Source organism: Streptosporangiales bacterium (assembly GCA_009379955.1).
Taxonomy (GTDB): Bacteria; Actinomycetota; Actinomycetes; order Streptosporangiales; family WHST01; genus WHST01.
This window is the reverse complement of the sequence record WHST01000016.1, coordinates 21,018-46,098: the sequence shown is the minus strand read 5'-3', so window position 1 is coordinate 46,098 and position 25,081 is coordinate 21,018. Positions and strand designations below refer to the sequence as shown.

General features: G+C 72.4%; 20 protein-coding genes. 6 read left to right on the top strand and 14 right to left on the bottom strand.

Annotated features, from left to right (window positions below; all coding sequences use genetic code 11):
* Positions 1-46 precede the first annotated feature (46 nt).
* The 3 genes from murJ to GEV10_07250 are packed head-to-tail and all read right to left on the bottom strand — an operon-like array spanning position 47 to position 4,304.
* Positions 47-1,726, bottom strand: a complete 1,680-nt coding sequence (murJ, locus tag GEV10_07260; GenBank protein ID MQA78263.1) for a murein biosynthesis integral membrane protein MurJ — start codon at positions 1,724-1,726, stop codon at positions 47-49.
* Complete coding sequence (locus GEV10_07255) at positions 1,723-3,816, bottom strand: hypothetical protein (protein ID MQA78262.1); 2,094 nt, start codon at positions 3,814-3,816, stop codon at positions 1,723-1,725. The genes murJ and GEV10_07255 overlap by 4 nt, the downstream gene beginning before the upstream one ends.
* On the bottom strand, positions 3,813-4,304 hold the full coding sequence (locus GEV10_07250) for an NUDIX domain-containing protein (GenBank protein MQA78261.1): 492 nt from the start codon (positions 4,302-4,304) through the stop codon (positions 3,813-3,815). Before GEV10_07250 ends, GEV10_07255 begins: the two co-directional genes overlap by 4 nt.
* A 5-nt stretch (positions 4,305-4,309) precedes the next feature.
* Between GEV10_07250 and GEV10_07245 the strand changes: the two genes are divergently transcribed.
* Entirely contained in the window at positions 4,310-5,842 is a 1,533-nt protein-coding gene (locus tag GEV10_07245; protein MQA78260.1) for a CCA tRNA nucleotidyltransferase, read from the top strand.
* 76 nt (positions 5,843-5,918) lie between these two features.
* Positions 5,919-8,375: a S8 family serine peptidase gene (locus tag GEV10_07240; protein MQA78259.1), complete on the top strand. Its 2,457-nt coding sequence runs from the start codon at positions 5,919-5,921 to the stop codon at positions 8,373-8,375.
* Between the two features lie 13 nt (positions 8,376-8,388).
* On the opposite strand, the gene GEV10_07235 is transcribed toward GEV10_07240, so the two are convergent.
* The 8 genes from GEV10_07235 to GEV10_07200 form a co-directional block, all read right to left on the bottom strand.
* Positions 8,389-8,775, bottom strand: coding sequence for a MerR family transcriptional regulator (locus GEV10_07235; GenBank protein ID MQA78258.1), 387 nt, complete (start codon positions 8,773-8,775; stop codon positions 8,389-8,391).
* A gap of 95 nt (positions 8,776-8,870) precedes the next feature.
* Positions 8,871-9,815 (bottom strand): aldo/keto reductase, encoded by a 945-nt coding sequence (locus tag GEV10_07230; GenBank protein MQA78257.1) that lies wholly within the window; start codon positions 9,813-9,815, stop codon positions 8,871-8,873.
* A 121-nt stretch (positions 9,816-9,936) separates the two neighbouring features.
* The gene (locus GEV10_07225) at positions 9,937-11,559 is read right to left on the bottom strand and encodes an ATP-binding cassette domain-containing protein (GenBank protein ID MQA78256.1); all 1,623 of its coding nucleotides are present in this window, start codon (positions 11,557-11,559) and stop codon (positions 9,937-9,939) included.
* 57 nt (positions 11,560-11,616) lie between these two features.
* Positions 11,617-12,903, bottom strand: a complete 1,287-nt coding sequence (locus tag GEV10_07220) for a glutamate dehydrogenase (GenBank protein ID MQA78255.1) — start codon at positions 12,901-12,903, stop codon at positions 11,617-11,619.
* A 12-nt stretch (positions 12,904-12,915) separates the two neighbouring features.
* Positions 12,916-14,523, bottom strand: a complete 1,608-nt coding sequence (locus GEV10_07215; GenBank protein ID MQA78254.1) for a 5-guanidino-2-oxopentanoate decarboxylase — start codon at positions 14,521-14,523, stop codon at positions 12,916-12,918.
* Positions 14,524-14,528: 5 nt separating this feature from the next.
* Entirely contained in the window at positions 14,529-15,047 is a 519-nt protein-coding gene (locus tag GEV10_07210) for a GNAT family N-acetyltransferase (protein ID MQA78253.1), read from the bottom strand.
* A 5-nt stretch (positions 15,048-15,052) separates the two neighbouring features.
* Entirely contained in the window at positions 15,053-16,195 is a 1,143-nt protein-coding gene (locus tag GEV10_07205) for a CoA transferase (GenBank protein ID MQA78252.1), read from the bottom strand.
* 63 nt (positions 16,196-16,258) lie between these two features.
* On the bottom strand, positions 16,259-17,398 hold the full coding sequence (locus GEV10_07200; GenBank protein MQA78251.1) for an acyl-CoA dehydrogenase: 1,140 nt from the start codon (positions 17,396-17,398) through the stop codon (positions 16,259-16,261).
* Positions 17,399-17,538: 140 nt separating this feature from the next.
* On the opposite strand from GEV10_07200, the gene GEV10_07195 reads away from it, so the two are divergent.
* Both GEV10_07195 and GEV10_07190 read left to right on the top strand, forming a co-directional pair.
* Complete coding sequence (locus GEV10_07195; GenBank protein ID MQA78250.1) at positions 17,539-18,552, top strand: helix-turn-helix domain-containing protein; 1,014 nt, start codon at positions 17,539-17,541, stop codon at positions 18,550-18,552.
* A 40-nt stretch (positions 18,553-18,592) separates the two neighbouring features.
* On the top strand, positions 18,593-19,054 hold the full coding sequence (locus GEV10_07190; protein MQA78249.1) for a polyketide cyclase: 462 nt from the start codon (positions 18,593-18,595) through the stop codon (positions 19,052-19,054).
* Positions 19,055-19,068: 14 nt separating this feature from the next.
* Here the strand turns inward: GEV10_07190 and GEV10_07185 are convergent, their stop codons facing one another.
* Together GEV10_07185 and GEV10_07180 are read right to left on the bottom strand one after the other, a co-directional pair.
* Entirely contained in the window at positions 19,069-21,144 is a 2,076-nt protein-coding gene (locus tag GEV10_07185; GenBank protein ID MQA78248.1) for a 3-hydroxyacyl-CoA dehydrogenase, read from the bottom strand.
* 88 nt (positions 21,145-21,232) lie between these two features.
* On the bottom strand, positions 21,233-22,450 hold the full coding sequence (locus GEV10_07180; GenBank protein MQA78247.1) for an acetyl-CoA C-acetyltransferase: 1,218 nt from the start codon (positions 22,448-22,450) through the stop codon (positions 21,233-21,235).
* Between the two features lie 194 nt (positions 22,451-22,644).
* Between GEV10_07180 and GEV10_07175 the strand changes: the two genes are divergently transcribed.
* Both GEV10_07175 and GEV10_07170 read left to right on the top strand, forming a co-directional pair.
* A complete protein-coding gene (locus tag GEV10_07175; protein ID MQA78246.1) occupies positions 22,645-23,133 on the top strand; it encodes a hypothetical protein in 489 nt (162 codons plus the stop codon).
* The gene (locus GEV10_07170) at positions 23,130-24,029 is read left to right on the top strand and encodes an MFS transporter permease (protein MQA78245.1); all 900 of its coding nucleotides are present in this window, start codon (positions 23,130-23,132) and stop codon (positions 24,027-24,029) included. The genes GEV10_07175 and GEV10_07170 overlap by 4 nt, the downstream gene beginning before the upstream one ends.
* Here the strand turns inward: GEV10_07170 and GEV10_07165 are convergent.
* Positions 23,947-25,032 carry a hypothetical protein gene (locus GEV10_07165; protein MQA78244.1) on the bottom strand — a complete coding sequence of 362 codons (1,086 nt, stop codon included), beginning with the start codon at positions 25,030-25,032 and terminating at the stop codon, positions 23,947-23,949. The genes GEV10_07170 and GEV10_07165 overlap by 83 nt on opposite strands.
* Positions 25,033-25,081 lie beyond the last annotated feature (49 nt).

The window sequence follows — 25,081 nt, the reverse complement described above, 5'->3', positions numbered from 1 at the left end:
TTCTTGCCCACCGTTCCGGTTCGTGTGGGACGTCCCCTCGACGACCCTACCCGCCCGACGCGCGACGGCCGCGGAACGTTGACACGAGCGTTGCCACTTCGGTGACGCGCAGTGCTCGCGCGAGCGCCAGGAAGCTGCCGAGTACCAGGAGCCCGCCGACCACCACGCAGATCACCGCGGTGGTCTTGCCGTCGCCGAGCAGTTGCGTGAGCCCGAGGGTGGCGAGCCAGGCCAGCACGCCGCCGGGAACGGCGGCGGCGACCATGCGCGCCAGGACGCCGACGACCCGCCTGCCGTCGATGCCACCGAGTCGGCGGCGCAGGATCGCCGCGGCGACGAGCGTGTTGACGAGGTAGCCGACGCCGTAGGCGAGCGCGAGGCTGATCATGACGCCCTGGTGCGGGAGGACGAGGTAGCAGCCGATGCCGAGCGCGATGGTCACCGCCGTGCCGAGCATGTTGACGAGCGCCGGGGTCCTGGTGTCCTGCAGGGCGTAGAAGACGCGCAGCATCAGCTGGAAGATGCTGAACGGGATCAGTCCGAAGGCGAAGGCGGCGATGACCAGGCCGGTGTAGCCCGCGTTGTCCGCGCTGTAGAAGCCGAGGCTGAAGATCGTCACGCCCACGGGCCGGCCGAGGGCGACCAGCGCCACGGCGGCCGGCACGATCAGCACCGCGGCGAGCCTGATCCCGGTCGACAGGTCGGACCTGACCAGGCCGAACCGCCCGTCCGCCGCGTGGGAGCTCATCCTGGGCAGCAGGGCGGTGATGACGGAGACGGCGACGATCGCGTGCGGCAGGGAGAAGACCGTGAAGGCGTTCTGGTAGGGCGTGTAGCCGTAGTTGAGGCTCTGGTGTGTGGCCGCGAGAGCGCGGTCGACCGCACCGCCGATGTTGGTGACCACGAACAGCCCGGCGAGGTTGGTCGTCACGTAGACGATCGTCCAGGTGCCCAGCCGGCCGATCGCGCCGAGGCCGAGGCGGTGGAAGCCCAGCCGGGGTCGGGGCCGGAACCCCGCGCGCAGCAGGGACGGGAGGAGCGCGAGGGTCTGCACCACGATGCCGGCGGAGGTGCCCAGGCCGAGCAGCATCGTCTCGCCGGCGGTGATGGTGTCGGGCGTCGGCTGGCCGTCGACGACGTACATGAAGAGCAGGCCGGTCGCGATGACCGTCAGGTTGTTGAGCACCGGCGCCCACATGGGTGCCGCGAACCGGCGGCGCGACTGCAGGATCGCCACGACCACGGCGACGATGCCGAGGAACAGGACCTGGGGCAGGAAGTACCGGAGGAACGCGACCGCGATCTCGCGCTGGGACCCGGCCATGCGATTCGCGATCAGGTCGAGGATCAGCGGGGCGCCGAGGACGCTCAGCACCGTCAGGCCGACCAGGACGAGCACCACGAGCGTGAGCAGGCGCTGAGCGTAGAGGTCGCCCTCGCGCCGGTCGCGCTTGTTCTCCCGGACGAGGAGCGGGACGAGGACCGCGGAGAGCACACCGCCGAGGAGCAGCTCGTAGAGCGAGAACGGGGCGTTGTTCGCGGTGTTGTACGCGTTGGACAGCGGCGAGCTGCCGAGCACCGCCGCGATCACCATGACGCGGAGGAACCCCGTGATGCGGGAGACGAGGGTGCCTGCGGCCATCACCGCACTCGATCGCACGAGGCTGTCGGTGGTGTCGGCCGGGGCCGCCTGGGTGTCGTCCTGCGGTGGGTCCTGCACGGTCATCGGGCCCCTCCGCCGGTCGCTCGCCCGCGCCGCGCGGCGAGGACGCGCCTGACCACGCGGTAGCCGGAGCCGGCGAAGAGGAAGACGAGGGCGACGCTGGTGATGATGATCGCCACGCTGCCGTAGGCCGTCGAGGTGACGGTGAACGTCCTGGTCGGGCCGTAGACGTAATCGTCGGCGGTGAGCAGCTGCGCGCTCACCTCGACGACGCCGCTGGCGACGGTGCTCATCGGCACCTGCACGGTGACCCGCTGCCGTGGCGGGATCGTGAGGCTGCCGTTGTTCGGCAGGTCGCCCACCGACATGCGTCCGGGGTTGGCGGAGAGGACGCGCAGCTGCACGGTGACCGGCTCGTCGAGCCCGTTGCGCACGTTGAGCGGCACCGATCCCTCCGAGCTGGCCAGCGACAGCCCGCCCGGTTGCTCGACGGATACCCGGCGGCGCTGCCGCTCCACCGCCGACGCGACCGTCACGAGCGTCGCCTGGCCACGGGCGCGGCGGGTGCGCCACGCGGTCGACTCGGCCCGCAGGATGGCGAGGTTGTAGTCCTCGATCCGCGACGGCAGCCGGGTGAAGATCGTCGCGTACCTGTTGAGCGAGCCGTGCACGCGGCGCGCCCCGTCGAGGTAGTTCTGGCTGAGCTCGGCCTTCTTGGCGCGGGACGGGTATGTCAGGCGCTGCCGGGTCGGCGGTTCGTCCTGCGGCGTCTCGCTCAGATCCTGGAGCGAGGTCGGGGCCAGCCACGGCACCTCGGCGGTGTCGGCGAGCAGGCTGCTGGCGAGGTTGTCGGGCGGGTTCCAGTCGCGCGGCGGGACGATGACGAGACCGCGGGAGGTGTTCGGTCGCTCGGCGGTGATCAGGGCGGTCTCGGCGAGGAAGCGCTGCTCGGCCAGCGACGCGCTGCCAGGCCTGCTCGTGGCCGAGCCGACGATGTCGCTGAGCGTCGAGTCGGCGAGCAGCACGGTGACCTTGCCGCTCGTCGTTCTGACGGACGCGACCGGGTCGGGGGTGTAGGTCTGCTGCTCCGCCAGGGGCAGCGCCGTGTCGCGGAGCACCGCCGTGCGGGCGCCCGTCGAGGCCAGGGCGTTGAGCGCCTTCTGGTCGGCGAGACCGTCCGGTGGCCAGGTCATGCCGCGCGACGGGGTGACGCCGAGTGCCTCGCCGGTGACCTCCTCGCCCCTGCTCTGCGCCGTGGTGATGTCGCCGGAGAGTCCGGCGCGCGTCAGTGCCACCGTGTCGACGTCGGCGTACGGCAACGCGACGACGTCGTCGCCCTCGGTGGCCGAGGTGAGCCTGGCGAGGAAGTCCGACGCCGCCGGGCCGCCGGTGCCCGTGACGACCTCGTTGCCGGACCTGACCCGGTACCCCGCGCCCATCGTCTGTGCGTCGTGGAGGACGCCGGGGTCGACCGCCCAGGTCAGCGGGACGTCCGCCGCGGAGGCGCTCCCGCCCCCGGCCACGATCCTGCCGAGCCGTCCGTCCGGTGCCATCGATCTCGCGAGGAGATCGTCCTCGAACGTCGTGCCCGCCTGCCGGTGCGGACGGTCGACGAGCGGCATCAGCCAGCCGATACGGGTGGCCTGCGGGATCGCGCCCTTGTCGTCCGGGGTGTTGACGATGAAGGTGCGCTGGACGGCGAGGCTCGTGCCGTCGGAGGTGAAGGCCTCGACGGTGATCGGGTAGACACCGAACCCGCCGAGGTACAGGTTGCGCACGGGGACCGCGAGCTCGAACTGGCGGTCGCCACGCGGGCGTACGGTGCCGAGCTCGGCGTCGTGACCGTACACGGGGTTGCCGGTCGGCGCGTCCGGTGCGGTGGCGTGCTCGTTGACCTGCTCGCGGCTGACGAGCGGCAGGCTGCCGTACCTGAGCCTGGTGGTGACGTCGGTGAGCGGGCGCTTGCCCGGGTTGCTCACCGTGCCGGTGATGCGCAGGGTGTCCTTCGGTCCCGGTGCGTTGGGGGTGACGCTGGTGACGGTGATCGCGGGCTCCCGCGCGGCCTCGGCGGGGGTGGTGTCGAGGACGAGACCGGGCGCGACCACGGTCGCCGCGACGACCCCGGCGAGCAGGACACGCCATGTCGTCCTCATGTGATGCCCTCCAGCAGGTCGGCGTGGCGGGTCACGAGGTCGCGCTCGTTGGCGTACGCGAGGCGGGCGGGGACCTCGTCGAGCGGGACCCAGGCGACGTCGTCGACCTCGATGTCGTCGGCGGACAGCTCGCCGCCGGTCGCCAGCACGAGGTAGTGGTGCACGGTCTTGTGGATCTTCCTGTGGTCGAAGACGAACCAGTAGTCGATCGTGCCGATCGGCCGGATCAGCCGGCCCACGATGCCCGTCTCCTCCGTGATCTCCCTGAGTGCGGCGTCCTCGGCCGACTCCCCCTGCTCGATGTGGCCCTTCGGCAGTGCCCACAGGTAGCCCCCGCCACGCACCCGCCGGGCGATGAGCGCGGCTCTCGGCGAGCCATCACCCGGGTCGACGACCAGGCCTCCCGCGGACACCTCCTCGACGGGGCGATGACGGCGGTGAGCCGGACCCGGGGGGTGCGGACGACGCCTTGCTGACACGTGTCCGATGGTAGATGGCGCCCGGACGGCCACCGAGACCGCGACCCCGGCGCGCGGCCGGAACCGCCCAACTACGCTTGGCTGCCGTGTCCTCCATCCCGAACGGGTCGCCGCCCACCCGTGCGCAGCAGCGCGCCGTCGCAGAGCTCCTGCGCGTCGCGCCGGTCGCCGACGATCTGAGCCGGCGCTTCGCCGCCGCGGGACACGACCTGGCGCTGGTGGGGGGATCCGTCCGCGACGCGCTGCGCGGCACGCTGGGAGACGACCTCGACTTCGCGACCGACGCCCGGCCTGACGACATCCTCGCGATCGCCGGGCCATGGGCCGACTCCACGTGGGAGGTCGGCATGGCGTTCGGCACGGTCGGCCTGCACAAGGGCGGTTACAAGCTCGAGGTCACGACGTACCGCAGTGAGGAGTACACCCGCGACTCGCGGAAGCCCGACGTGCGGTTCGGCGACTCGCTCGTCGCCGACCTGGCCAGGCGCGACTTCACCGTCAACGCCATCGCGGTGCCGATGCCCCTGCGTCCCGCGGAGCCGCTGCTCGACCCGTACGGGGGCCTCGACGACCTCGCGGCCGGCCGGCTGCGGACGCCCGGCCGGCCCGAGGACTCGTTCGACGACGACCCGCTGCGCATGCTCCGTGCCGCGAGGTTCGCCGCGCAGCTCGGCTTCACCGTCGACCCCGGGGTCGTCGCCGCGATGACGGACATGCGTGACCGCCTCGCCATCGTCTCGGTCGAGCGGATCCGCGACGAGCTGACCAAGCTCGTGTGCACGGCGGAGCCGAGGAAGGGGCTCGAGCTCCTCGTCGACACCGGGCTCGCCGAGCAGGTGCTGCCCGAGGTCCCCGGCATGCGGCTGGAGATCGACGAGCACCACCGGCACAAGGACGTCTACGAGCACTCCCTCACGGTGCTCGACCAGGCCATCGACCTCGAGGGCTCGGGCGGTCCCGACCTGGTGCTGCGCCTCGCCGCGTTGCTGCACGACATCGGCAAGCCGCAGACCCGCAGGCACGAGCCCGACGGGCGGGTCAGCTTCCACCACCACGAGGTCGTCGGCGCGCGGATGACACGCACGCGGCTCACCAGGCTGCGCTTCCCCAAGGATCTTGTGAACGACGTGTGCACGCTCGTCGAGCTGCACCTGCGCTTCCACGGCTACGCGGAGGGCGAGTGGACCGACTCGGCCGTCCGCCGGTACGTGCGCGACGCGGGCGACCTGCTGGACCGGCTGCACAAGCTGACGCGCGCCGACTGCACCACCCGCAACAAGCGCAAGGCCCAGCGCCTGGCCAAGGCGTACGACGACCTCGAGGAACGGATCGCCCGGCTGGCCGAGGAGGAGGAGATCTCCAGCATCCGTCCCGACCTCGACGGCACGGAGGTCATGGCGGAGCTCGGCGTTCGCCCGGGACCCGTGGTCGGCAGGGCGCTGAGTCACCTCCTCGAGCTCCGGCTCGAGCACGGCCCGCTCGGCCCCGACCGCGCCCGCGACGAGCTGCGCCGCTGGGCGGCCGAGCAGGACGACCTGCCGTCCTGAGCCCAGGACCCGTCACCGTCCCCAGGTCCGACCCGAAGGACCCGCGGGCCCGGGCCCGGCAGATACGCTCCAGGGCATGTCGAACCACCCGCCGTACGTCCCCGGCGGAGGCCCGTACGGGCCGGGGGACGAGCCGCCGCTGACCTGGGGCCCGTTGCCGCCGCCGCCCGCACCGACCTCGTACCGGCAGCAGGACGACGGCCGGTCCCGCGGGTCGGGTGGCACCGGGGCGGCGGTGGGGCTGGCGCTCATCGGCGTCCTCGCCGTGGCCGTCGCCGTCGTCGGACAGCTCGTCGCCTGGGGCGCCGACCAGAACACCCCAGGCGAGGAGAACGGGGCGCTCTGGTTCGGCACGACCCTCGCCCTCGGCGTCCTCGTCGGCGTGCCGTCGCTCCTGGTGTGGCGGCTCGTCGGCCACCCGCGTGCCCGGGCCGTCGCCCGCGCGTGGACCCTGGCCGCGACGGTCGTCGTCGTCACGAGTCCCGTGCGCCTGCTGGCGAGTCCGCGGAGCGTGCTGGCGATGCTCGTGCTCGCCGCCGCCTGTGCGGTGGTGGCGTTCGTGTTGTCGCGGCTCGGCCCGTTCCGGTCGCCACGTGGCGGCGGCGACGGCGGCACGGCGGTCGCCGCGGCGGCGGGGCTCGTCATCGTGGTGCCGTGGGCGTTCTTCGGCTACCTCGGCGGGCTCGTCGAGACGGTGGTCGCCGCGCTCCTCGCCGTCGCGCTCGGGTGGCTGTCGGCGGTGCTGCTCGCCCCGGTCTGGCGGGAGCTCGCCACCGCGTGGAAGAGGCCGAGCAACGCGATCGTCGGCGGGCTGGCCGGCGGCGTGACCGTGGTCGTGCTCGTCGCGGCCGTGTCGCCGCGGGCCATGGGACTGCTGCTCGCCGTGAGCGTGCCCGCGGTCGTGTTCGCCTGCGCGGCCGCGTCGTACGCGGCGCCGCACCGGCTGCCCACGCTCGTCGGCGTCGCGGTGGCGGCCTTCGGTCCGCTGGCGTTCTTCGACCCCGACGAGGTCGAGATGGCGGCCATCCTCGGCCTCACCAGTGGGCTGGGGATCGAGGACGTGCTCAAGTACATGTTCCTCGCGATGGGCCTCGCGATCGTCGCCGGGCTCGTGGGCAGCGGCGTGCTCGCCGTGCTCGCCGGGCTCCTGCGTTCTCGCGTGGTGGGTGCCGTCGTGGCCGTCGTGGCGCTCCTGCTCGCCGGCGGTGTCTACGTCGTCGGTGGGCAGACCGGCATGGACGGAGAGCGGCTGTTCGTGGTGCTGAAGGACCAGGCGCGGCTCACCGGCGGGACCGGCGCCGATCTCGAGGCCAGGCGCACGGCGGTGTACGACCGGCTGGTCGCCCAGGCCGACCGCACCCAGGCGCCGCTACGTGAGGCGCTCGACGGGATCGGCGTCGACTACACGCCGTACTACCTGGTCAACGCCGTCGAGGTGCACGCGGGTGCCGAGCTGCGGCCGTGGCTGGAGTCCCGCGACGAGGTGGCGAAGGTGCTCGACAGCCCGCGGCTGCGCCCGGTGCGCGAGGTGCCGGAGGACCGCGGCAGCGAGCGTGCGCCGGACCGGCCCGACTGGAACCTCACCATGATCCGCGCCGACGACACCTGGAGCCAGCTCGGGGCCCGTGGTCAGGGCGTCGTGGTCGGGCAGTCCGACTCCGGCGTCGACGGGGACCACCGCGCCCTCGCGGACTCGTACCGCGGCAAGGACGGCGAGGACGACTACAACTGGCTCGACCCGTGGTTCGACAGCACGTCGCCGACCGACCACGGTGGCCACGGCACGCACACCCTGGGCAGCGCGGTGGGCGACGACGTCGGCGTGGCTCCCGAGGCGAAGTGGATCGGCTGCGTCAACCTCGGCCGCAACATGGCCAACCCGGCGCTCTACCTCGACTGCATGCAGTTCATGCTCGCCCCGTTCCCGCAGGACGGCGACCCCCTGAAGGACGGTGACCCGGCGCGGGCGGCCGACGTGCTCAACAACTCGTGGGGATGCCCGCCGGTCGAGGGGTGCGACGCCAACGTGCTCGGGCCCGCCGTGCGCGGGCTGACCGCCGCTGGCATCTTCGTCGTCGCGTCGGCGGGCAACGACGGGCCGACCTGCAGCTCGGTGAAGGACCCGATCGCGATCTACCAGGACTCGTTCTCGGTCGGCGCGGTGAACAGCAACGGCAACGTCTCGAGCTTCTCCAGCCGCGGTCCGGTGACGGTCGACGGCAGCGACCGCACCAAGCCGGACATCGCCGCTCCCGGTGAACGCGTCCTGTCCGCCCTCCCCGGTGACACGTACGGCTACCTCGACGGCACGTCGATGGCAGGCCCGCACGTCGCCGGCGCGGTGGCGCTGATGTGGTCGGCCAACCCGGAGCTCAAGGGCGACGTCACGCGTACCGCCCAGATCCTGCGTTCCACGACCCAGGAGGCGGCGCTCGGACCCGGCGCGGGTGGCTGCAGCAGGGAGCAGAACGCCGTCGGTGCGGGCATCCTCGACACCTTCGCCGCGGTCGAGGCGGCGAAGGAGGCCGGCTAGGAGGCAGCCGGGCTCAGCCGACGCGCAGCTGCTGCTCGTGCATCCGGTAGACACGCACCTTGTGGTCGATGACCGCGAGGTGGTGGCTCAGCTCGGCGATGTGTTCCTCCACCCGGTCGCGGTGCGCCTCCATCAGCTCGCGGCGCTCCTGCGACGTCGAGTCGCCGGCGCGGACGAGGTCGGCGTAGCGCTGCATGTCGCGCACCGGCATGCCGGTGGCCCGGAGCCGGGTGAGCAGCAGGAGCCACTCGATGTCCGGCCGGGTATACCTGCGGTGGCCCGGGGCGTCGCGGGCGACCTGGTCGAGCAGGCCGATCCGCTCGTACCACCGCAGGGTGTGCGCGGACAGGCCGATGCGCTCGGCGACCTCGCTCACGGTGAGCGGGTGCGGGACGTCCATCGCGGCGACGTCCTCGCCGATGCCACAGGTGCCGATGCCGTCCGGGTCGCCGATCTGCTCCACGTCAACCATGTGGACCATCGTCTCTCGCCTCCTCAGTCGTGCCAATGGCTGATCTCCTCGACCCAGGGGTACGGGTACTGCGGCGCCGGCGGGGAGCTGATCTCGTCGAGCGCCGCGCTGACCTCGGCGGGCAGGTGGACGTCCGCGGCACCGAGGCTGTCGGTCAGCTGCTCGACGTTCCGCGCTCCGACGATCGGCGCCGTGACGCCCGGCCGGTCCGCCGCCCACGCCACCGCCACCTGTCCGGGGGTCAGGCCGAGGTCGGCGGCGACCTTGACGACCTGGTCGACGATCGCCCAGATCCGATCGGTGTCGCGGCGGTGCCAGGACTCCAGGTGCTCGTCGTCGGCGCCGGCGACGCGGGTGTCCGGTGCCGGCGGCTCGTCCCTGCGGTACTTGCCGGTAAGCCAGCCCTGGCCGAGCGGTCCCCACAGGAGGGAGCCGGCGCCCGCGTCGACGGTGGCCGGGACGACCTCCCACTCGACCGCACGGGCCAGCAGGCTGTACTGCACCTGGTGCGCCACCAGCGGCGGCCCGCCGTTCTCGGCGAGCAGGCGACTCAGCTTGGTGAACAGCCAGCCGGGGAAGTTGCTCACCCCGACGTACCCGACGTTGCCCGACGCCACCGCCTCGGCGAGGAACGCGGCGGTGTCCTCGAGCGGGGTGTCGGCGTCCGGCCCGTGCAGCTGGTACAGGTCGATGTGGTCGACACCGAGGCGGTCGAGGCTGGCGTCGAGCGCCGTCCGCAGGTACGCGGGTGCGAGGCTCGCGCCCGGCTGCCCCTCCATCGCGAACCGGCCCTTCGTCGCGAGGACGACGCGTTCGCGTGCCCCTGGACGGGCGCGGAGCCAGCCCGCGATCATGCTCTCCGACGTGCCGTAGAGGTCGGCCGTGTCGACGAGCGTCCCACCGGCGTCGACGAACGCGTCGAGCATCAGCCGCGCGACCTTCTCGTCCGTCACGCCGCCGAACATCATCGCCCCGAAGGCGAGCCGCGAGACGACCGGACCCGACCGGCCCAGCTGGCGTTGCTCCATGTGCACTCCCTCTCGTGTCGCCTCCGATGCTGGAGGTTGGAGCGCACTCGAAGTCAAGCGGTCAGCCGCCGGGCTCCCAGATCGGCTCGGGTGTCTCGCGGACCGTGCCGTCGCCGCCGAACACCAGGTAGCGGTCGAAGCCCTTGGCGAACCACCGGTCGTGGGTGACGGCGAGCACGGTGCCCTGGTACTCGGCGAGGCCCTGCTCCAGCGCGTCGGCGCTCTCCAGGTCGAGGTTGTCGGTCGGCTCGTCGAGGAGTAGCAGCGTGGAGCCGGACAGCTCGAGCAGCAGGATCTGCAGCCGCGCCTGCTGGCCGCCCGACAGCGTGTCGAACGGTTGCTCGCCGCTCGGCGCGAGCCCGTACCTGGCGAGCGCGTGCATCGCGTCGTGCAGCTGCAGCGAATGGTCGCGCCACAGCACCTCGGCCGGAGTGCGCCCGACGAGGTCGGGGCGCTCGTGCGTCTGCGCGAAGTGGCCGGGCACCACCCGGGCGCCGAGCTTCCACGCGCCCGTGTGCGCCACCGCGTCCGGCCGCGCCGTCCCGTCGATATCGGCCCAGCCGGCGAGGAGGCGCAGGAAGTGCGACTTGCCCGTGCCGTTGGCGCCGAGGACCGCGACGCGCTCGCCGTACCTGACCTCGGTGTCGAACGGTGAGGTGAGGCCGGTGAGCGCGAGGCCCTCGCAGACGACGGCACGTACGCCGGTGCGGCCACCCGCGAGTCGCATCCTGATGCGCTGCGCGGGTGGCCGCTTCTGCGGTGGGCCGCCGGCCTCGAAGCGGCGCAGCCGGGTGAGCGCCGCCTGGTAGCGGCTCGCCATGTCGGAGTTGTACGACGCCTTCTGCTTCATGGTGGCGACGAGCTGCTTGAGCCTGGCGTGCTCCTCGTCCCAGCGGCGCCTGACCTCGTCCATCCGGTCGTGCCGCGCCTGCCTGGCGTCGTCGTAGGTGCCGAACCCGCCGCCGTGCACCCACGCCGTGCCACCCTCGACCGTGACGATCCGGTCGGCGGTACGGGCGAGCAGCTCGCGGTCGTGGGAGACGAACAGCACCGTCTGCTTCGTCGCGCGCAGCACGTCCTCGAGCCACTCCTTGGCGGGGACGTCGAGGTAGTTGTCGGGCTCGTCGAGCAACAGCACCTGGTCGGGGCCGCGGAGCAGCGCCTCGAGAGCGAGCCGCTTCTGCTCGCCGCCGGACAGGGTGCGTATCTCACGCCACCTGACCTGCTCGAACGGCTTGCCGAGTGCGCTCGTGCAGCAGGTGTCCCACCTGACCTCGGTGTCGTACCCGCCCGCGTCCGCGTAGGCCGCGAGCGCGCTCGCGTAGCGCAGCTGGGTCGGCTCGTCGTCGGTGTCGAGCATCGCGAGCTCCGCCGCGTCGAGCTCGTGGGCGGCGTCGCGCACCGCCGTGGGCGCGACGCTCACCAGCAGGTCGCGGACCGTCGAGGCGTCGCGGATGGAGCCGATGAACTGCCGCATGACACCGACCCCGCCACTGCTGCTCACCGCGCCGGAGGTCGGGTCGAGGTCGCCCGCGGCGGTACGCAGGAGCGTGGTCTTGCCAGAGCCGTTGGCGCCGACCAGGGCCACGGTACTGCCGTCGCCGACGCGGAACGAGACGTCGTCGTACAGGACGCGTCCGTCCGGCAGCATCTGGCGCAGTCGCGCCGCTTCTACGTGGCCCACGGGACCCCAAGTCTGCGGCAGCGGTCGCGCGACCACCACCGGATTTCGGGCCGTGACTCAGTCGCCGTACCGGCGGGCGAGCTCGGCGCGGTTGCGCTCCACGAGCGCGAGCGCGGCCTCGCGCAGCGTGGTGCCCGACCCGGCGGCGTCGCGCACGACGGTCGTGACGAGTCGCCTCATGGTCGTGGTGACCTTGTCGAACGACGACGCGGGCGTGGGCTCGACGTCGCCGAAGACCAGCCACCACCACCACGCGTTGGTGGCGACGTTGGCGAGGAAGTCCGGCACCACCGGCACGCCCCGTGCGGTGAGCGCGACCTCGGCGTCGGGCAGTGTCGGCATGTTGGCGCCCTCGACGACGACGCCGGCGCGCACCCGGTCGGCGTCCGCGCCCTGGATGACGTACGAGACCGCGGCCGGTACGAGAACGTCGCAGGGCACGTCGAGCCAGTCCTCTCCCGGTCGCAGGGTGACGCCGGTGAGACGCGACCTGTCGATGCGGCCGCCAGGGTCGCGTGCCCTGAGCAGCTCCTCGACGTCCAGCCCGGACTCGTCGACGATCAGGCCCTCGCGGTCGGCGACCGCGACGACCGAGGCACCGCCGCGTGCGAGGTAGCGCGCGGCTCCTCCGCCGATCGAGCCGAAGCCCTGCACCACGGCGGTCGACCCGCGCAGGTCACGGCCGGCGGTCTCGAGGTACGCGGCCGCGGCGGCGGCGACGCCGTAGCCGCCGACGAGCTCGTCGAGCCGCACGCCGTCGACGTCGACGGAGAAGGCCTCCTTCATCCGTCTGCGCGCGGCCGGTGCGTCGTCGATCCTGGCGAAGAGCGGCTCGACCGTCGACGGGACGCCGAGGTCGGCGAAGACCGCGTCGAGCATGTCCTGCCGGACGCCGAAGTCCTCGCCGAGGCACCACTGCTCCCTGACGGTCGGGAGCAGGTCGCGGAGGAAGCGGTGCAGCACCGCCTGCTTGTCCGGGTCGTCGGGGTCGACGTCGATCCCGCCCTTGGCGCCGCCGAGCGGGATGTACCGGTCGGCCGGGTCGTAGACGAGTGCCTCCTTGCGGGCCATCCCCCGGGCGAGGCCGCGCACCTCGTCGAGCGTGCAGCCCTTGCGCAGCCGGAGCCCGCCGCTGGCGATGCCGCGGACGAGCGTGTCGAGCACGAGGTAGCCCTTGGCACCCGTGACCGGGTCGGTCCACGTGACCTGGACCAGCGGCTCCGTCTGCGCCTCACCGCGCCCGCTTCGTCGCTCGCCTTCGGCAGGTGTCGCGACGACGCCCGGCCCGGTCCGACGGTCACCGCGACCCCTACCTGCGGCGTGCTCCTCAGCTCCTGCGCTCATCGCCTGCCTCTCCTACTTCTCTTCCTCGATGTGCAGCACCGTGGGCCGGTCGGCTGCGAAGGCGTGCTCCAGGGCCGGTGCGAGCTCGGCCGGGCCGTCGACGTGCTCGCCGTGGCAGCCGAGCGAGCGGGCGAGGCCGACGAAGTCGACCGGCGCGAAGTCGACGGCGACGGGGCGGTCGCCGCGGCCGCGCATCTCGTGCCGGATCTCGCCGTATCCGCCGTTGTCGACGACGACGACCGGCAACGGGAGCCCCAGCTCGGCGGCCGTCGCGAGCTCGGGCGCGGTGAACATGAACCCGCCGTCGCCGTGGAGCGCGAGCACGCGGACGTCCGGCCAGCCGACCATCGCGCCGATGGCTGCCGGCAGCCCGTACCCGAGGGTGCCGAGGCCGGTCGGGTAGAGAAAGGTACGCGGGTGGTACCGCGGCATGTTCGCGATGGCGCCGTAGTAGCAGACCATCGCGCTGTCGCCGACGAGGATGCCGTCGCGCTCGAGTGCGTCGTGGAGGACGTCGAGCAGGGAGAGCCAGCGCCTGCCGTCGGCACGCGCGTCGTCCTCGATACGCGCGCGCCAGGTCTCGGCGCGCCCGGCGTCCCTGGTCGCGGCGGCGCGGCGCCGACCCGGTTGCGGTCGCGGGCCGAGGGCGGCGACGAGCGCGCGCAGGACGAGCGCCGCGTCACCGACGACGGCCGCGTCGGGCAGCGCGTTGGCGGTGATCTGCGCCGGATCGATGTCGACGCGGACGAGCAGCTCGGGCGCCGGCAGCGGGCCGTTCCACAGGTCGGCCGGCGCGAGCTCGGTGCCGACGGCGAGCACGACGTCGCAGTCGCGCACGAACTCCGCGACGTTCGCGTGGTGCAGGCCCGTCCCGAGTGCCAGGGGGTGGTCCTCGGGGAGCACACCCTTGCCGCCCACCGTGGCGACGACCGGGGCGTCGAGCCGTTCGGCCAGCCGCCGTACCTCGGTGCACGCGCCACGCGCTCCCCCGCCGACGACGATGCCGGGACGCAGCGCGAAGCCGAGCAGCTCGGCGGCTCCGCGCACGTCCCCGTCCTCGACCGCGGGCCGGGGCGCGGGGATCGGCGGGACGACAGTGACGTCCGCGGACTCGTCGAGCAGGTCGAGCGGGATCTCGAGGTGGCGCGGCCGCGGCCTGCCGGTCGACATCGCGGCGAACGCGCCGGCGACCGCCACCGGGATCTCGGCGACGCTCGTCACGCGTTCGCTGCCTGCCGTCAGGGCCGCGAGTGCCGCGCTCTGGTCCTTCACCTCGTGCAGGTAGCCGTTGCCCGTTGCGGGGTGGTCGAGCGGCATGCCGGGCGAGACCAGCAGCACGGGCACGGAGTCGGAGTACGCCTGCGCGATCGCGGTCGCGGCGTTGAGGACCGCCGGTCCCGTGGTCGTGAGCACCACCCCGGGGAAGCCCGTGACCCGCGCGTACCCGTCAGCGGCGAATCCCGCACCCTGCTCGTGCCGCGGCGTGACGTGCCGGATCCCGTACGCGCCGAGGTGGGCGTAGACGGCGAGGTTGTGCGTGCCCGGGATGCCGAAGACGGTGTCGACCTCGTGCGCGGCGAGCGCCGCGACGAGGGCCCGACCACCGGTGAGCTGCGCCACCGCGGCTACAAGGACTTCTCGAACAGCGTGACCGCGCCGATCGGGGCGCCGTGGGCCAGGACCTTCCCGCCCTCGAACGTGCGCTCGCCCACCTCGCGGTACCCGGCCGCACGGTAGTAGCCGCGAAGGACGGCGTTGGTCGTCACGGTGTCGAGGCGCGACAGCGCCCGCCCACTGTCCCTGATGTGCTCCTCGGCGAACGCCAGCAGCCGGCGGCCGAGCCCCTCGCCCTTGAGTCGCCGGTCGACCAGCAGGCCGTGCGTGTATCCCGCCTTGTCGTCGCGGTCGCCCCAGAAGACGGGGTCGGACCACATGACGAACAGCCCGCCGACGAGCGTGCCGTCGAGTCGCGCCGCGAAGATCTCGCCGTCGACGGCCCACCGGCGCAACGCGTCCTCGGTGAGCTCGCCGGGCCGCCACTGCACGATCCCGCGGGCGACCATCTGTTCCGCGGCCTCGTCGCGCATCCGAAGGTAGGCCGTCACGTCCTCGCCGGACGCGGGCTCGATGACGAGTTGCCGCACGCGTCTCAGCGTACGGTGCCTGCGGCCAGGAGGTCGGCGACCTCGTTCTCGGTGAACCCCCAGTCGCCGAGAGCCTGCGCCGTGTGCTGACCGGCCCGGGGAGGTGGTCCCTGGACGCGTCCGGGGGTGCGGGACAGCCGGGGCGCGACGCCGGGCTGAATCTGCCCGCCCACGTCGACGAACGTTCCGCGTTCGGCATTGTGCTCGTGCTCGGGCGCCTCGCCCGGCGTGAGGACGGGGGCGACGCAGGCGTCGGTGCCGGCGAAGGCACCGACCCACTCGTCCCTCGTTCTGGTCGCGAACTCCCGGCCCAGGTGCTCGGCCATCTCCGGCCACCAGTCGCGGTCGTACTGGTCGGGGAGGCTGTCGAGGTCGAGCCCGAGCCCGGTGAGCAGGGCGCCGTAGAACTGCGGCTCGATGGCGCCGACCGCGACGTACGCGCCGTCGGCGCAGGCGTAGCAGCGGTAGAACGGTGCACTGCCGTCGAGCGGGTTGGTGCCGCGTTCGTCGTTCCAGATGCCGCCCGCGCGGTAGCCGTGGACGGCCGTCGACAGCAGTGCGGCGCCGTCGACCATCGCGGCGTCGACGACCTGGCCCGTGCCCGACCGGCCGCGTTCATGCAGTGCGGCGAGGATGCCGACGACGGCGAGCATGCCGCCGCCGCCGAAGTCGGCGACGTAGTTGAGCGGCGGGGTCGGCGGCTGGCCACTCGGACCGATCGGCCACAGCGCACCGGAGACCGCGAGGTAGTCGATGTCGTGTCCCGCCGACGTGGCGAGTGGACCCTCCTGGCCCCAGCCGCTGAGCCGTGCGTAGACGAGCCGCGCGTTGCGGGCCAGGCAGTCGGCGGGCCCGATCCCGAGGCGCTCGCACACGCCGGGCCGGTAGCCCTCGATGAGGACGTCCGCGGACCCGGCGAGCCGCAGCAGCACCTCGCGGCCGTCGGGGGTCTTCAGGTCGACGCCGACCGAGCGGCGGCCGCGGGCGAGCGCGTCACCGGCCGCGTCGTACGGCATCGACGACACGTGCGCCGCACGGTCGATCCTGAGCACCTCCGCACCGAGGTCGGACAGCATCATGCAGGCGAAGGGCACCGGTGCCAGGTTGGAGAGCTCGACGACGCGGAGGCCCTGCAACGGTCCTGGCATGTCGTCTACCTCACCACCGTTCGCCGGCACGCCGCAACGCCGGGAGGGCTGGTGGGGCGCAGGTCACAGGTCCATCGAGCGGCCGATGACCTCCCGCATGATCTCCGACGTGCCGGCGTAGACGCGCTGGATGCGGGCGTCGGCGTACATCTTGGTGATCGGGTACTCCCACATGTAGCCGTAGCCGCCGAACAGCTGGACGCAGTCGTCGACGACCTCGCCGAGCGTCTCGCTCGCGAACAGCTTCGCCTCGGCCGCCTGCTGAGGGCTGAGTTCCCCCTCGACGTGCGCGAGCGTGCACCGGTCGACGAGGGCGTACGCGGCGTCGATCTTGGTACGCGCCGACGCCAGGGTGAACCTGGTGTTCTGGAACTTGCCGATGGACCGGCCGAACGCCTGCCGCTCGCGGACGTACGCCAGGGTCATGTCGAGCGCGGCCTCAGCACCCGCGGCGCTGCCCATCGCGATGATGAGACGTTCCTGGGCGAACATGGACATGATCGCCTTGAAGCCCTCGCGCGGGTCGCCGAGCACGTTGGCCTTCGGCACGCGGGCGTCGGTGAAGAACAGCTCCGCGGTGTCCTGGGTGCGCAGTCCGAGCTTGTCGAGCTTGCGGCCGCGGCCGAAGCCCGGGGTGTCGGCCTCGACGAGGAACAGTCCGACGGCGTGGCTCTGCCCGGGGTCGGTGCGGGCGGCGACGACGCACACGTTCGCGTTGATGCCGTTGGAGATGAACGTCTTCGCGCCGTTGAGCACCCAGTGGTCGTCGTGCTCCACCGCGGTGGTGCGCATGCCGGCGACGTCGGAGCCCGCGTCGGGCTCGGTGATCGCGATCGCGAGGATCGACTCGCCCGAGACGGCACCCGGCAGGAACCGGCGCTTCTGCTCCTCGGTGCCGTACGTGTCGAGGTACGGCGCGACGATCGCCGAGTGCACCGGCGAACCGAAGCCGGTCTCGTTGGCGCGGCACAGCTCCTCGATGACGACCTGCTCGTACCTGATGTCGGTGAGACCGAGACCGCCGTACGCAGGGTCGGCCCAGGGCAGCAGGAAGTCGTGCTTGCCCGCGAGGCGCCACACGTCGGTGTCGACGATGCCGGCTTCCTCCCACGCGGCCTGCCGCGGCACGATCTCGTGCTCGACGAAGTCGCGGAACGCCCGCCGGTACTCCTGCTGCTCCGCGGTGAAGTGACGCTCACGCAGGTTCGACACGCTGCCCTCCGGCTCGTCAGACCACGCCAAGGCACACTGCCCTCTTCATCATGGCCAGGTTGCGCCCGCGGGGCCGGTGGGCCAATGGCGGTTCCGCTCGCCTGCCTGACCGAACCGATACCTTCCGGGGTATGGACTCGCGCACGATCGGCGGACGGTACGTCAGTGCCGCACTGGCCGGCGCGAGGCGGGCCGGGGTCGATCCCGTCCCGTTGCTGCGCGCCGCCGGCATCCCCACGCCGCTGCTCGACGACCAGCGGGCCCGGGTGACGCCGGAGCAGTTCACCGCGCTCGTCCGGTCGCTGTGGGAGGTGCTCGACGACGAGTTCATGGGGCTCGGACCGATCCCCTGCAAGCGCGGGACGTTCGCGATGATGTGCCACGCGACGATCCACTGCGCCGACCTCGGCTCGGCCCTGCGACGGGGCTTCGCCTTCTACCGGCTGTTCCCCGGTGCGCCGCGGATGAGCGTGTCCGTCGACGGTGACGAGGCACGGGTCGACGTCGACGTGCAGGTGGACGACACCGACCGGTTCCTCGCCGAGTCGGTCCTCGTCATCTGGCACCGCTTCTCCAGCTGGGCGACCGGCCGCCGCATCCCGTTGCGGCGTACCGACTGCGCGTACCCGGAGCCCCCGCACAGCGCGGAGTACGACCTGCTCTTCGGCTGCGCGCCGCGGTTCGACGCGCCGCGCACGAGCCTGGCGTTCGACGCCGCTCTGCTGCGGATGCCCATTCTCCAGGACGAGCAGTCGCTGCGCCTCTTCCTCCGCGACGCACCCGCGGGCCTGCTCGCCCGCCGTGACTACGGCACGAGGATCGCCGATCGGGTGCGGCGCCTGCTCGAGCGTCCCGGCCAGCGGCATCTGCGGAGCCTGCGCGAGGTCGCGGCCGACCTGGCACTGAGCGAGCAGAGCGTCCGCAGGAAGCTGCATGACGACGGTACGTCCTTCCGCGCGGTGCGCGAGGACGTGCTCCGCGATGCCGCGGTGGCGGCACTGGTGCGCGGCGACGAGCCCGTCGAGCAGCTCGCGGCGCGCCTCGGGTTCTCCGAGGCCAGCGCGTTCCACCGTGCGTTCAAGCGGTGGACGGGATCCACGCCCGGCTCGTACCGGGAGCGGGCGGAGAGCTCCGACGGTCGGTGACACCGGGCCGCTGGTCGGCGTCGTGTGGTTCGATGGGGCGATGGCCAGTCATCACGAGGAGCCCCGTGTCGTCAGCGCCAGCCGCGAGATCTCGGCCGAGGCCGGGCGGATCTTCGAATTCATCGCCGACCCGACCCGCCAGCCTCGCTGGGACGGCAACGAGAACCTGTCGGAGGCGCCTCCCGGCCAGCGGGTCCGCGCGGTCGGCGACGTCTTCACGATGACCCTGACGATCGACCACGCGGTTCGCGAGAACCACGTGGTCGAGTTCGACGAGCCCCACCGCATCGCGTGGAGACCCGCCGAGCCGGGTCGGGAACCGCCGGGGCACTTGTGGCGATGGGAGCTCGAGCCGATCGACGCGTCGACGACGCGGGTCACGCACACCTACGACTGGACCCGGTTGACCGACGAGGATCGGATGCCGCGCGCTCGGGCGACCACGGCGGACAAGTTGCAGGCCTCGCTCGACCGCCTCGCGGCCCTCGCTGAGGGTCGCTGACAGCGGAAGCGGACTCAGAAGGTCTCGCCGCGAGCGGCCTTCTCCCTGAGCAGGGTGGGTGGCGCGAACCTGTCGCCGTACCGGTCGGCGAGGTAGTCGGCGCGCTCGACGAACGCCGCCACGCCGTGCGCGTTCACGAACTGCAGCGCGCCGCCGGTCCAGGCCGGGAAGCCGAGCCCGAAGATGCTGCCGACGTTGGCGTCGGCGACCGAGGTGAGCACGCCCGCCTCCAGGCAGCGCACGGTGTCGATCGCCTGGGCGAAGAGCAGCCGGTCGCGGACGTCCTGCTCGGGGACGGCGGCGTCGGTGCGGTGGTAGCGGGTGACGAGCTCCGGCCAGAGGCGCTTGCGTCCCTCGTCCGGGTACTCGTAGAAGCCGGCACCCGCGGCCTTGCCGGTGCGGCGCAGCTCGTTGACGAACGTGTCGACCACGGCGAAGGCCGGGTGGTCGACGAGGTGGTTGCCCTCGACGGGCTGCCCGGCGGCGGTCAGGTCGGCGAGCGTCTGCTCCCTGATGTGCCACATCAGCGTGTGCGTGACCTCGTCGGTGACCGCGAGCGGGCCGACGGGCTGGCCGGCACGTCGCGCGACGTTCTCGATCAGCGCGGGGTGCACGCCCTCGGCGAGCATGGCGATGCCCTCGAGCGCGTACGCCGCGAACACCCGCGAGGTGAAGAAGCCGCGCGAGTCGTTGACGACGATCGGGGTCTTCTCGATCTGCCGGACGTAGTCGAACGCGCGGGCGAGGGTCTCGTCGCTCGTCTGCTCGCCGCGGATGATCTCGACCAGCGGCATCTTGTGCACCGGCGAGAAGAAGTGCAGCCCGACGAAGCGCTTGGGGTCGGGCACCGCCTCGGCGAGGCCGGTGATCGGCAGCGTGGAGGTGTTGGACGCGATGACGGCGTCGTTCGCGACCCGGCTCTCGGCGGCCGCCGTCACGCGGTGCTTCAGTGCGCGGTCCTCGAACACCGCCTCGATGACGAGGTCGCAACCGGCGAGGTCGGCGTCGTCACCTGTCGGCGTGACCCGGGCGACGATCGCCGCACGGTCGTCCGCGCCGAGGGGTCCCTTGGCGACGCGTTCGTCGAGGAGTGCCGCGACCTTCGCCCGGCCGGTCTCGGCCCTGGCCAGGTCGACGTCCTTCAGCACGACGTCGATGCCGGCGAGCGCGCTGACGTAGGCGATGCCGGCGCCCATCATGCCGGCGCCGAGCACCCCCAGGCGGCGTGTGGGCCGAGGCTCGACGCCGTCCGGCCTCGATCGCCCGGATGTGATCGCGTTCAGCTGGAACCAGAACGTGCCGATCATGTTCTTCGCGACCTGGCCGGTGACGACCTTGGTGAGGTAGCGGCTCTCGATCGTGAGGGCGGTGTCGACGTCGACGAGCGCGCCCTCGACGGCGGCCGACAGGATCGCCAGCGGTGCGGGGAAGTTGCCCCGCGTCCTGGCATGCAGCAGGGCGGGAGCGGCCGCGAGCAGCTGGTACATCGTGGGGCTCGCGGGCGAGCCGCCCGGCATGCGGTAGCCGTCGGCGTCCCAGGGCTGCCGTGCGTCGGGGTGGGCGAGCAGCCACGCCTTCGCCTCGGCGAGCAGCGTGTCGCGGTCGGGGACGAGCGCGTCGACGAGGCCGGCGTCGAGGGCGTCGGCGGGACGCAGCCTGCGTCCCTCGGTGAGCAGCGGGAACGCCTTCTCCAGGCCGAGCAGGCGGACGAGCCGGGTGATGCCTCCGCCGCCGGGGATCAGGCCGAGGGTCACCTCGGGCAGGCCGATCCTGACGCTCCGGTTGTCGACGCAGATCCTGTGGTGGCAGGCCAGTGCAATCTCGTACCCGCCGCCGAGTGCCGTGCCGTTGAGCGCGGCGACGACCGGACGGCCGAGCGTCTCGAGTCGGCGCAGCTGGCCCTTGATCCTCGCCAGCTCCGCGCCGAACTCCGCCGCGCGGTCGGGTGTCACCGCGTACAGCATGTCGAGGTCGCCGCCCGCGAAGAACGTCTTCTTCGCCGAGGTGACGATCACGCCGGCGACGTCGTCGCGCTCGGCCTCGAGGCGGTCGACCGTGGTGGCCATCGCGCCGGCGTACGCCGAGTCCATGGTGTTCGCCGAGCGTCCCGGCTGGTCGATGGTCAGCGTGACGACGCGGTCGCCGTCGACCTCGTACCTGATGGCCTCGGTGCCCACGTCAGACCCTTTCGATCACAGTCGCCACGCCCATTCCCGCGCCGACGCACAGCGTGGCGACGCCGCGGCGCAGGTCCTGCCGTTCCAGCTCGTCGAGCAGCGTGCCGAGCAGCATGCAGCCGGTCGCGCCCAGCGGATGGCCGAGCGCGATCGCGCCGCCGTTGACGTTGACCCGGTCGGGAGGGACGCCGAGCTCGCGCTCGTACAGCAGGACGACCGCGGCGAACGCCTCGTTGACCTCGAACAGGTCGATGTCGTCGATGCCGAGCCCGGCGCGGGCCAGCGCCTTGCGTGTCGCGGGCATCGGCCCGGTCAGCATGATCGTCGGTTCGGTGCCGACCGACGCGGTGGCGAGGATCCTTGCGCGCGGGGTGAGGCCGAGGCTCTCGGCCGCGTGCTCGTTGCCGATGAGCATCGCGGCGGCGCCGTCGACGATCTGCGAGGAGTTGCCCGGTGTGTGGACGTGGTCGATCCGCTCGACGTCGGGGTACCTGTCGATCGCGACGGTGTCGAACCCGACCTTGCCTACACCGGCGAAGCTCGGCTTGAGCGCCGACAGTCCGGTCATCGTCGTGTCGGGCCTGATCGTCTCGTCCTGGACGAGCAGCGGCAGGCCGTTGCGGTCGAGCACCGGCACGACCGAGCGGTCGAAGAACCCCTTCTTCCGCGCCAGCGCGGCCTTCTCCTGCGAGTGCAGGGCGAACGCGTCGACGTCGTCGCGGGTGAAGCCGTGCCTGGTCGCGATGAGGTCGGCGCTGATCCCCTGGGGGACGAAGCCGAGCGCGGCGTTGGTCTCCGGGTCGATGATCCAGGCGCCGCCGTCGGAGCCCATCGGCACGCGGGACATCGACTCGACGCCGCCGGCGACCGAGAGGTCCTCGTAGCCGGAGCGGACCTTGGCCGCGGCGGTGTTGACCGCCTCGAGTCCCGAGGCGCAGAAGCGGTCGAGCTGGACGCCGGGGGTGTCGAGGTCCCAGCCGGCGACGAGCGCCGCCGTGCGCGGGATGACACCGCCCTGCTCGCCGACGGGTGACACGCAGCCGAACACGACGTCGTCGACCACGGAGGTGTCGAGATCGGTACGGCTCGCCAGGGCCTCGAGGACCCCGGCGGCGAGCGTGACGGGTTTCACGTCGTGCAGCGAGCCGCGCTTGCCGCGCCCGCGCGGGGTGCGCACGGCATCGAAGATGTAGGCCTCACCGCGGCCGGCCAGGGACATCGGACCACCGTCCTGTCGTGTGCGCCCGGCCCCCCCCGGCCGGGCGGCATCGGGGCCCTCCCACCGTAGGACGCCCGCGGCCACGACCGGCATGACCGGTCCGCTCGCCTGGAATGGCGCAACCGATCGCCGGTGTCAGCGGAGGCGGGCGCGCGCAGGAGTACGCCGTACGGCGCTCACGTAGCATCGCCTCGATGAGGGAGCGGCCAGGAGCGGACGCGGCCGTCGAGACGGTCGCTCTGGGTCGTGCCTCGCGGACGTGGCGCGCGGTGGTGCTCCTGGTGGTCTCCGCCCTGTTCGTCGCGGGGTCACTCGTCGGCGACGACCACTGGTGGCCGTTCGGTCCGTGGCGGATGTTCGCCACGGCGACCAAGCCCACCGGCGCGGTGTCGGTGATGTCCATCGAGGTGCGGACGACCGTGAGCCGGCAGTGGACCGTCGCCGCGATCAACCCGTCCGACGTGGGGCTCAACCGGGCCGAGATCGAGGGTCAGGTGCCGGAGATCGTCGCCGACCCCGACCGCCTGGGCACGCTGGCGCAGAGCCACGAGCGGCTCCGGCCCGACGCGCCGGAGTGGACCGACGTCCGGCTGGTCAGGCGCTCGTCGGTCATCGTCGACGGCGCGCCCACCGGCCAGCTCCGTACGACGGTGCTCGCGGTGTGGAACGGCGAGAGCCCGTGAGCCGGATCCGTGGGTGGTTCTTCCCGCCCGTCCCGCTCGCCAGGATCGCGATCCTGCGGTTGTTCGTGTACGCGTTCGTGCCGATCGACGTGCTGGTGCTCCACACGTCCGGCTACTACCACGGCTGGGCCGACCCGGTCTGGTACAAGCCGATGCTCGTCGGCGAGTACCTCCAGTTGCCCGCCGCGGGCGTGCTCGTCGTCGAGGTGCTGAAGTGGGGGTCGGTCGTCTTCGCCCTGCTGGCGATGACCGGGAGGTTCCCGCGGCTCTTCGGCTGGGCCGTGGCGATCTGCTGGATCTGGTACCAGTACGTGGCGTTCGCCTACGGCAAGGTCGACCACGACAGGGGCGACTTCGTTCTCGCCCTCGCGCTGCTCCCGACGGTCGGCCTCGCCCACCTGTCGGACAGGCGCAGGAGCGAGGGCGCGGGCTTCGCGCTGCGCGCCGTCCAGATCGTCGCGATCTTCACGTACTTCCTGTCGTCGTGGGCGAAGCTGCGGTTCGGCGGCCTGGAGTGGCTCGACTCCGCGACCGTGTCCCGCGCCGTGATCAGGCGTGGCACCGAGGTCGGCGAGCTGTTCCTGCACATCCCCTGGTCGCTGCACGTCATGCAGTACGTCATGTTCTTCGCCGAGCTGACCTCGCCGGTCATCTTCCTCGTCCCGGAGAGGTGGCGACGCCGACTTGTCGGCGCGTGGTACCTGTTCCACGTCGCGGTGTTCGCGACGATCGGCATCGCGTTCTGGCCGCACCTGGTGATGATGCTGGCGTTCCTGCCGCTCGAGGAGTACCGCGTCCGGCTCGCCGGCGTCGTCAGGCGTCGGCTCGGTCGCGGCCCGGAGCCTCCGGACAAGATCCCCGTCGAGACCGGCGCAGGGCGAGCGCCCCCGCCGTGATCAGCCCGGCCACCCCGAGACCGAGGATCACGTTGTGCGCGAGCTTGAGCACCAGCGCGACGTCGCCCAGCGGATCGACCGTGAACGCGACCGCGGCCTGGGCGAGCAGCGCGCCGGCCGCCAGGGCGAGTACGTGGCCAGGACTCCAACGGTCCGACCGTGACCACCTGGCGACGAGTACGGCGAGCCCCGCCGTCGGCACGAGGGTGACCGCGACGGCGAGCCAGGTCGGCGCCAGCATGACCGCGCCGTTGAGTGCGACCGCGGAGAGCACGCCGGCCAGCCATGCCGGCGGGACCCGGCGGTCGACCCGGGGCCTCGGCCGCCGCCCGACGAGGAACGCGGTGACCACCAGGCCGACGACCACGGCGGTGGCGCCGACCAGCTGTCCGGCGGAGGCGTGGAACTGCTCGGTCTTCACGTGGTCGTCGTAGACGAGCACGGACGCCGCGACGTACAGCAGGCCGGCGACGCCGAGCCCGATCGGGCCGAGCCAGGGTGTGGTGCGGCGGCGTGGAGCGAGCGACTCGACGACCGCGATGGGTGCGCCGATGCTCGACACCATGTGCCCCATGAGGAAGGTCATCGCGTTGTACGCGCTGATGCCGAGCACCGGGATGTACGTGGGCCACATCATGTCGTCCCAGTAGTCGATGTCGCGGTAGGACGTGTTGAACAGGGACTGGTCGACCAACCCGGCTTGCACCACGCCGAACGCGAGGCCGAGCAGCAGGATGCTCGGCCAGCCGCGCCCGGTGCGGCGCACTACCTCACGGATGATCAGCGCGGGAGCGCCGTACAGCGGACCGAGGATCAGCAAGCCGCCGAGCAGCTCCAGCGGCTGGCCCACGGTGTTGTCGTAGCCGGTGAGGTACTCGGCGGTGATCGGCGCGAGGAGGAACACCCCGAGCGCCAGCAGCATCCCGACGCGCCGGCCGCTCGCAGGTCGGTGCACGGACGACCGGTCGGGTCCCGTCGTGGGCGGTCGTCCGCCTGCCGTCATGGGTCGCGTCTCCTTCGTGGGATGGGTACCTCGAACGACGCTAGGCGCG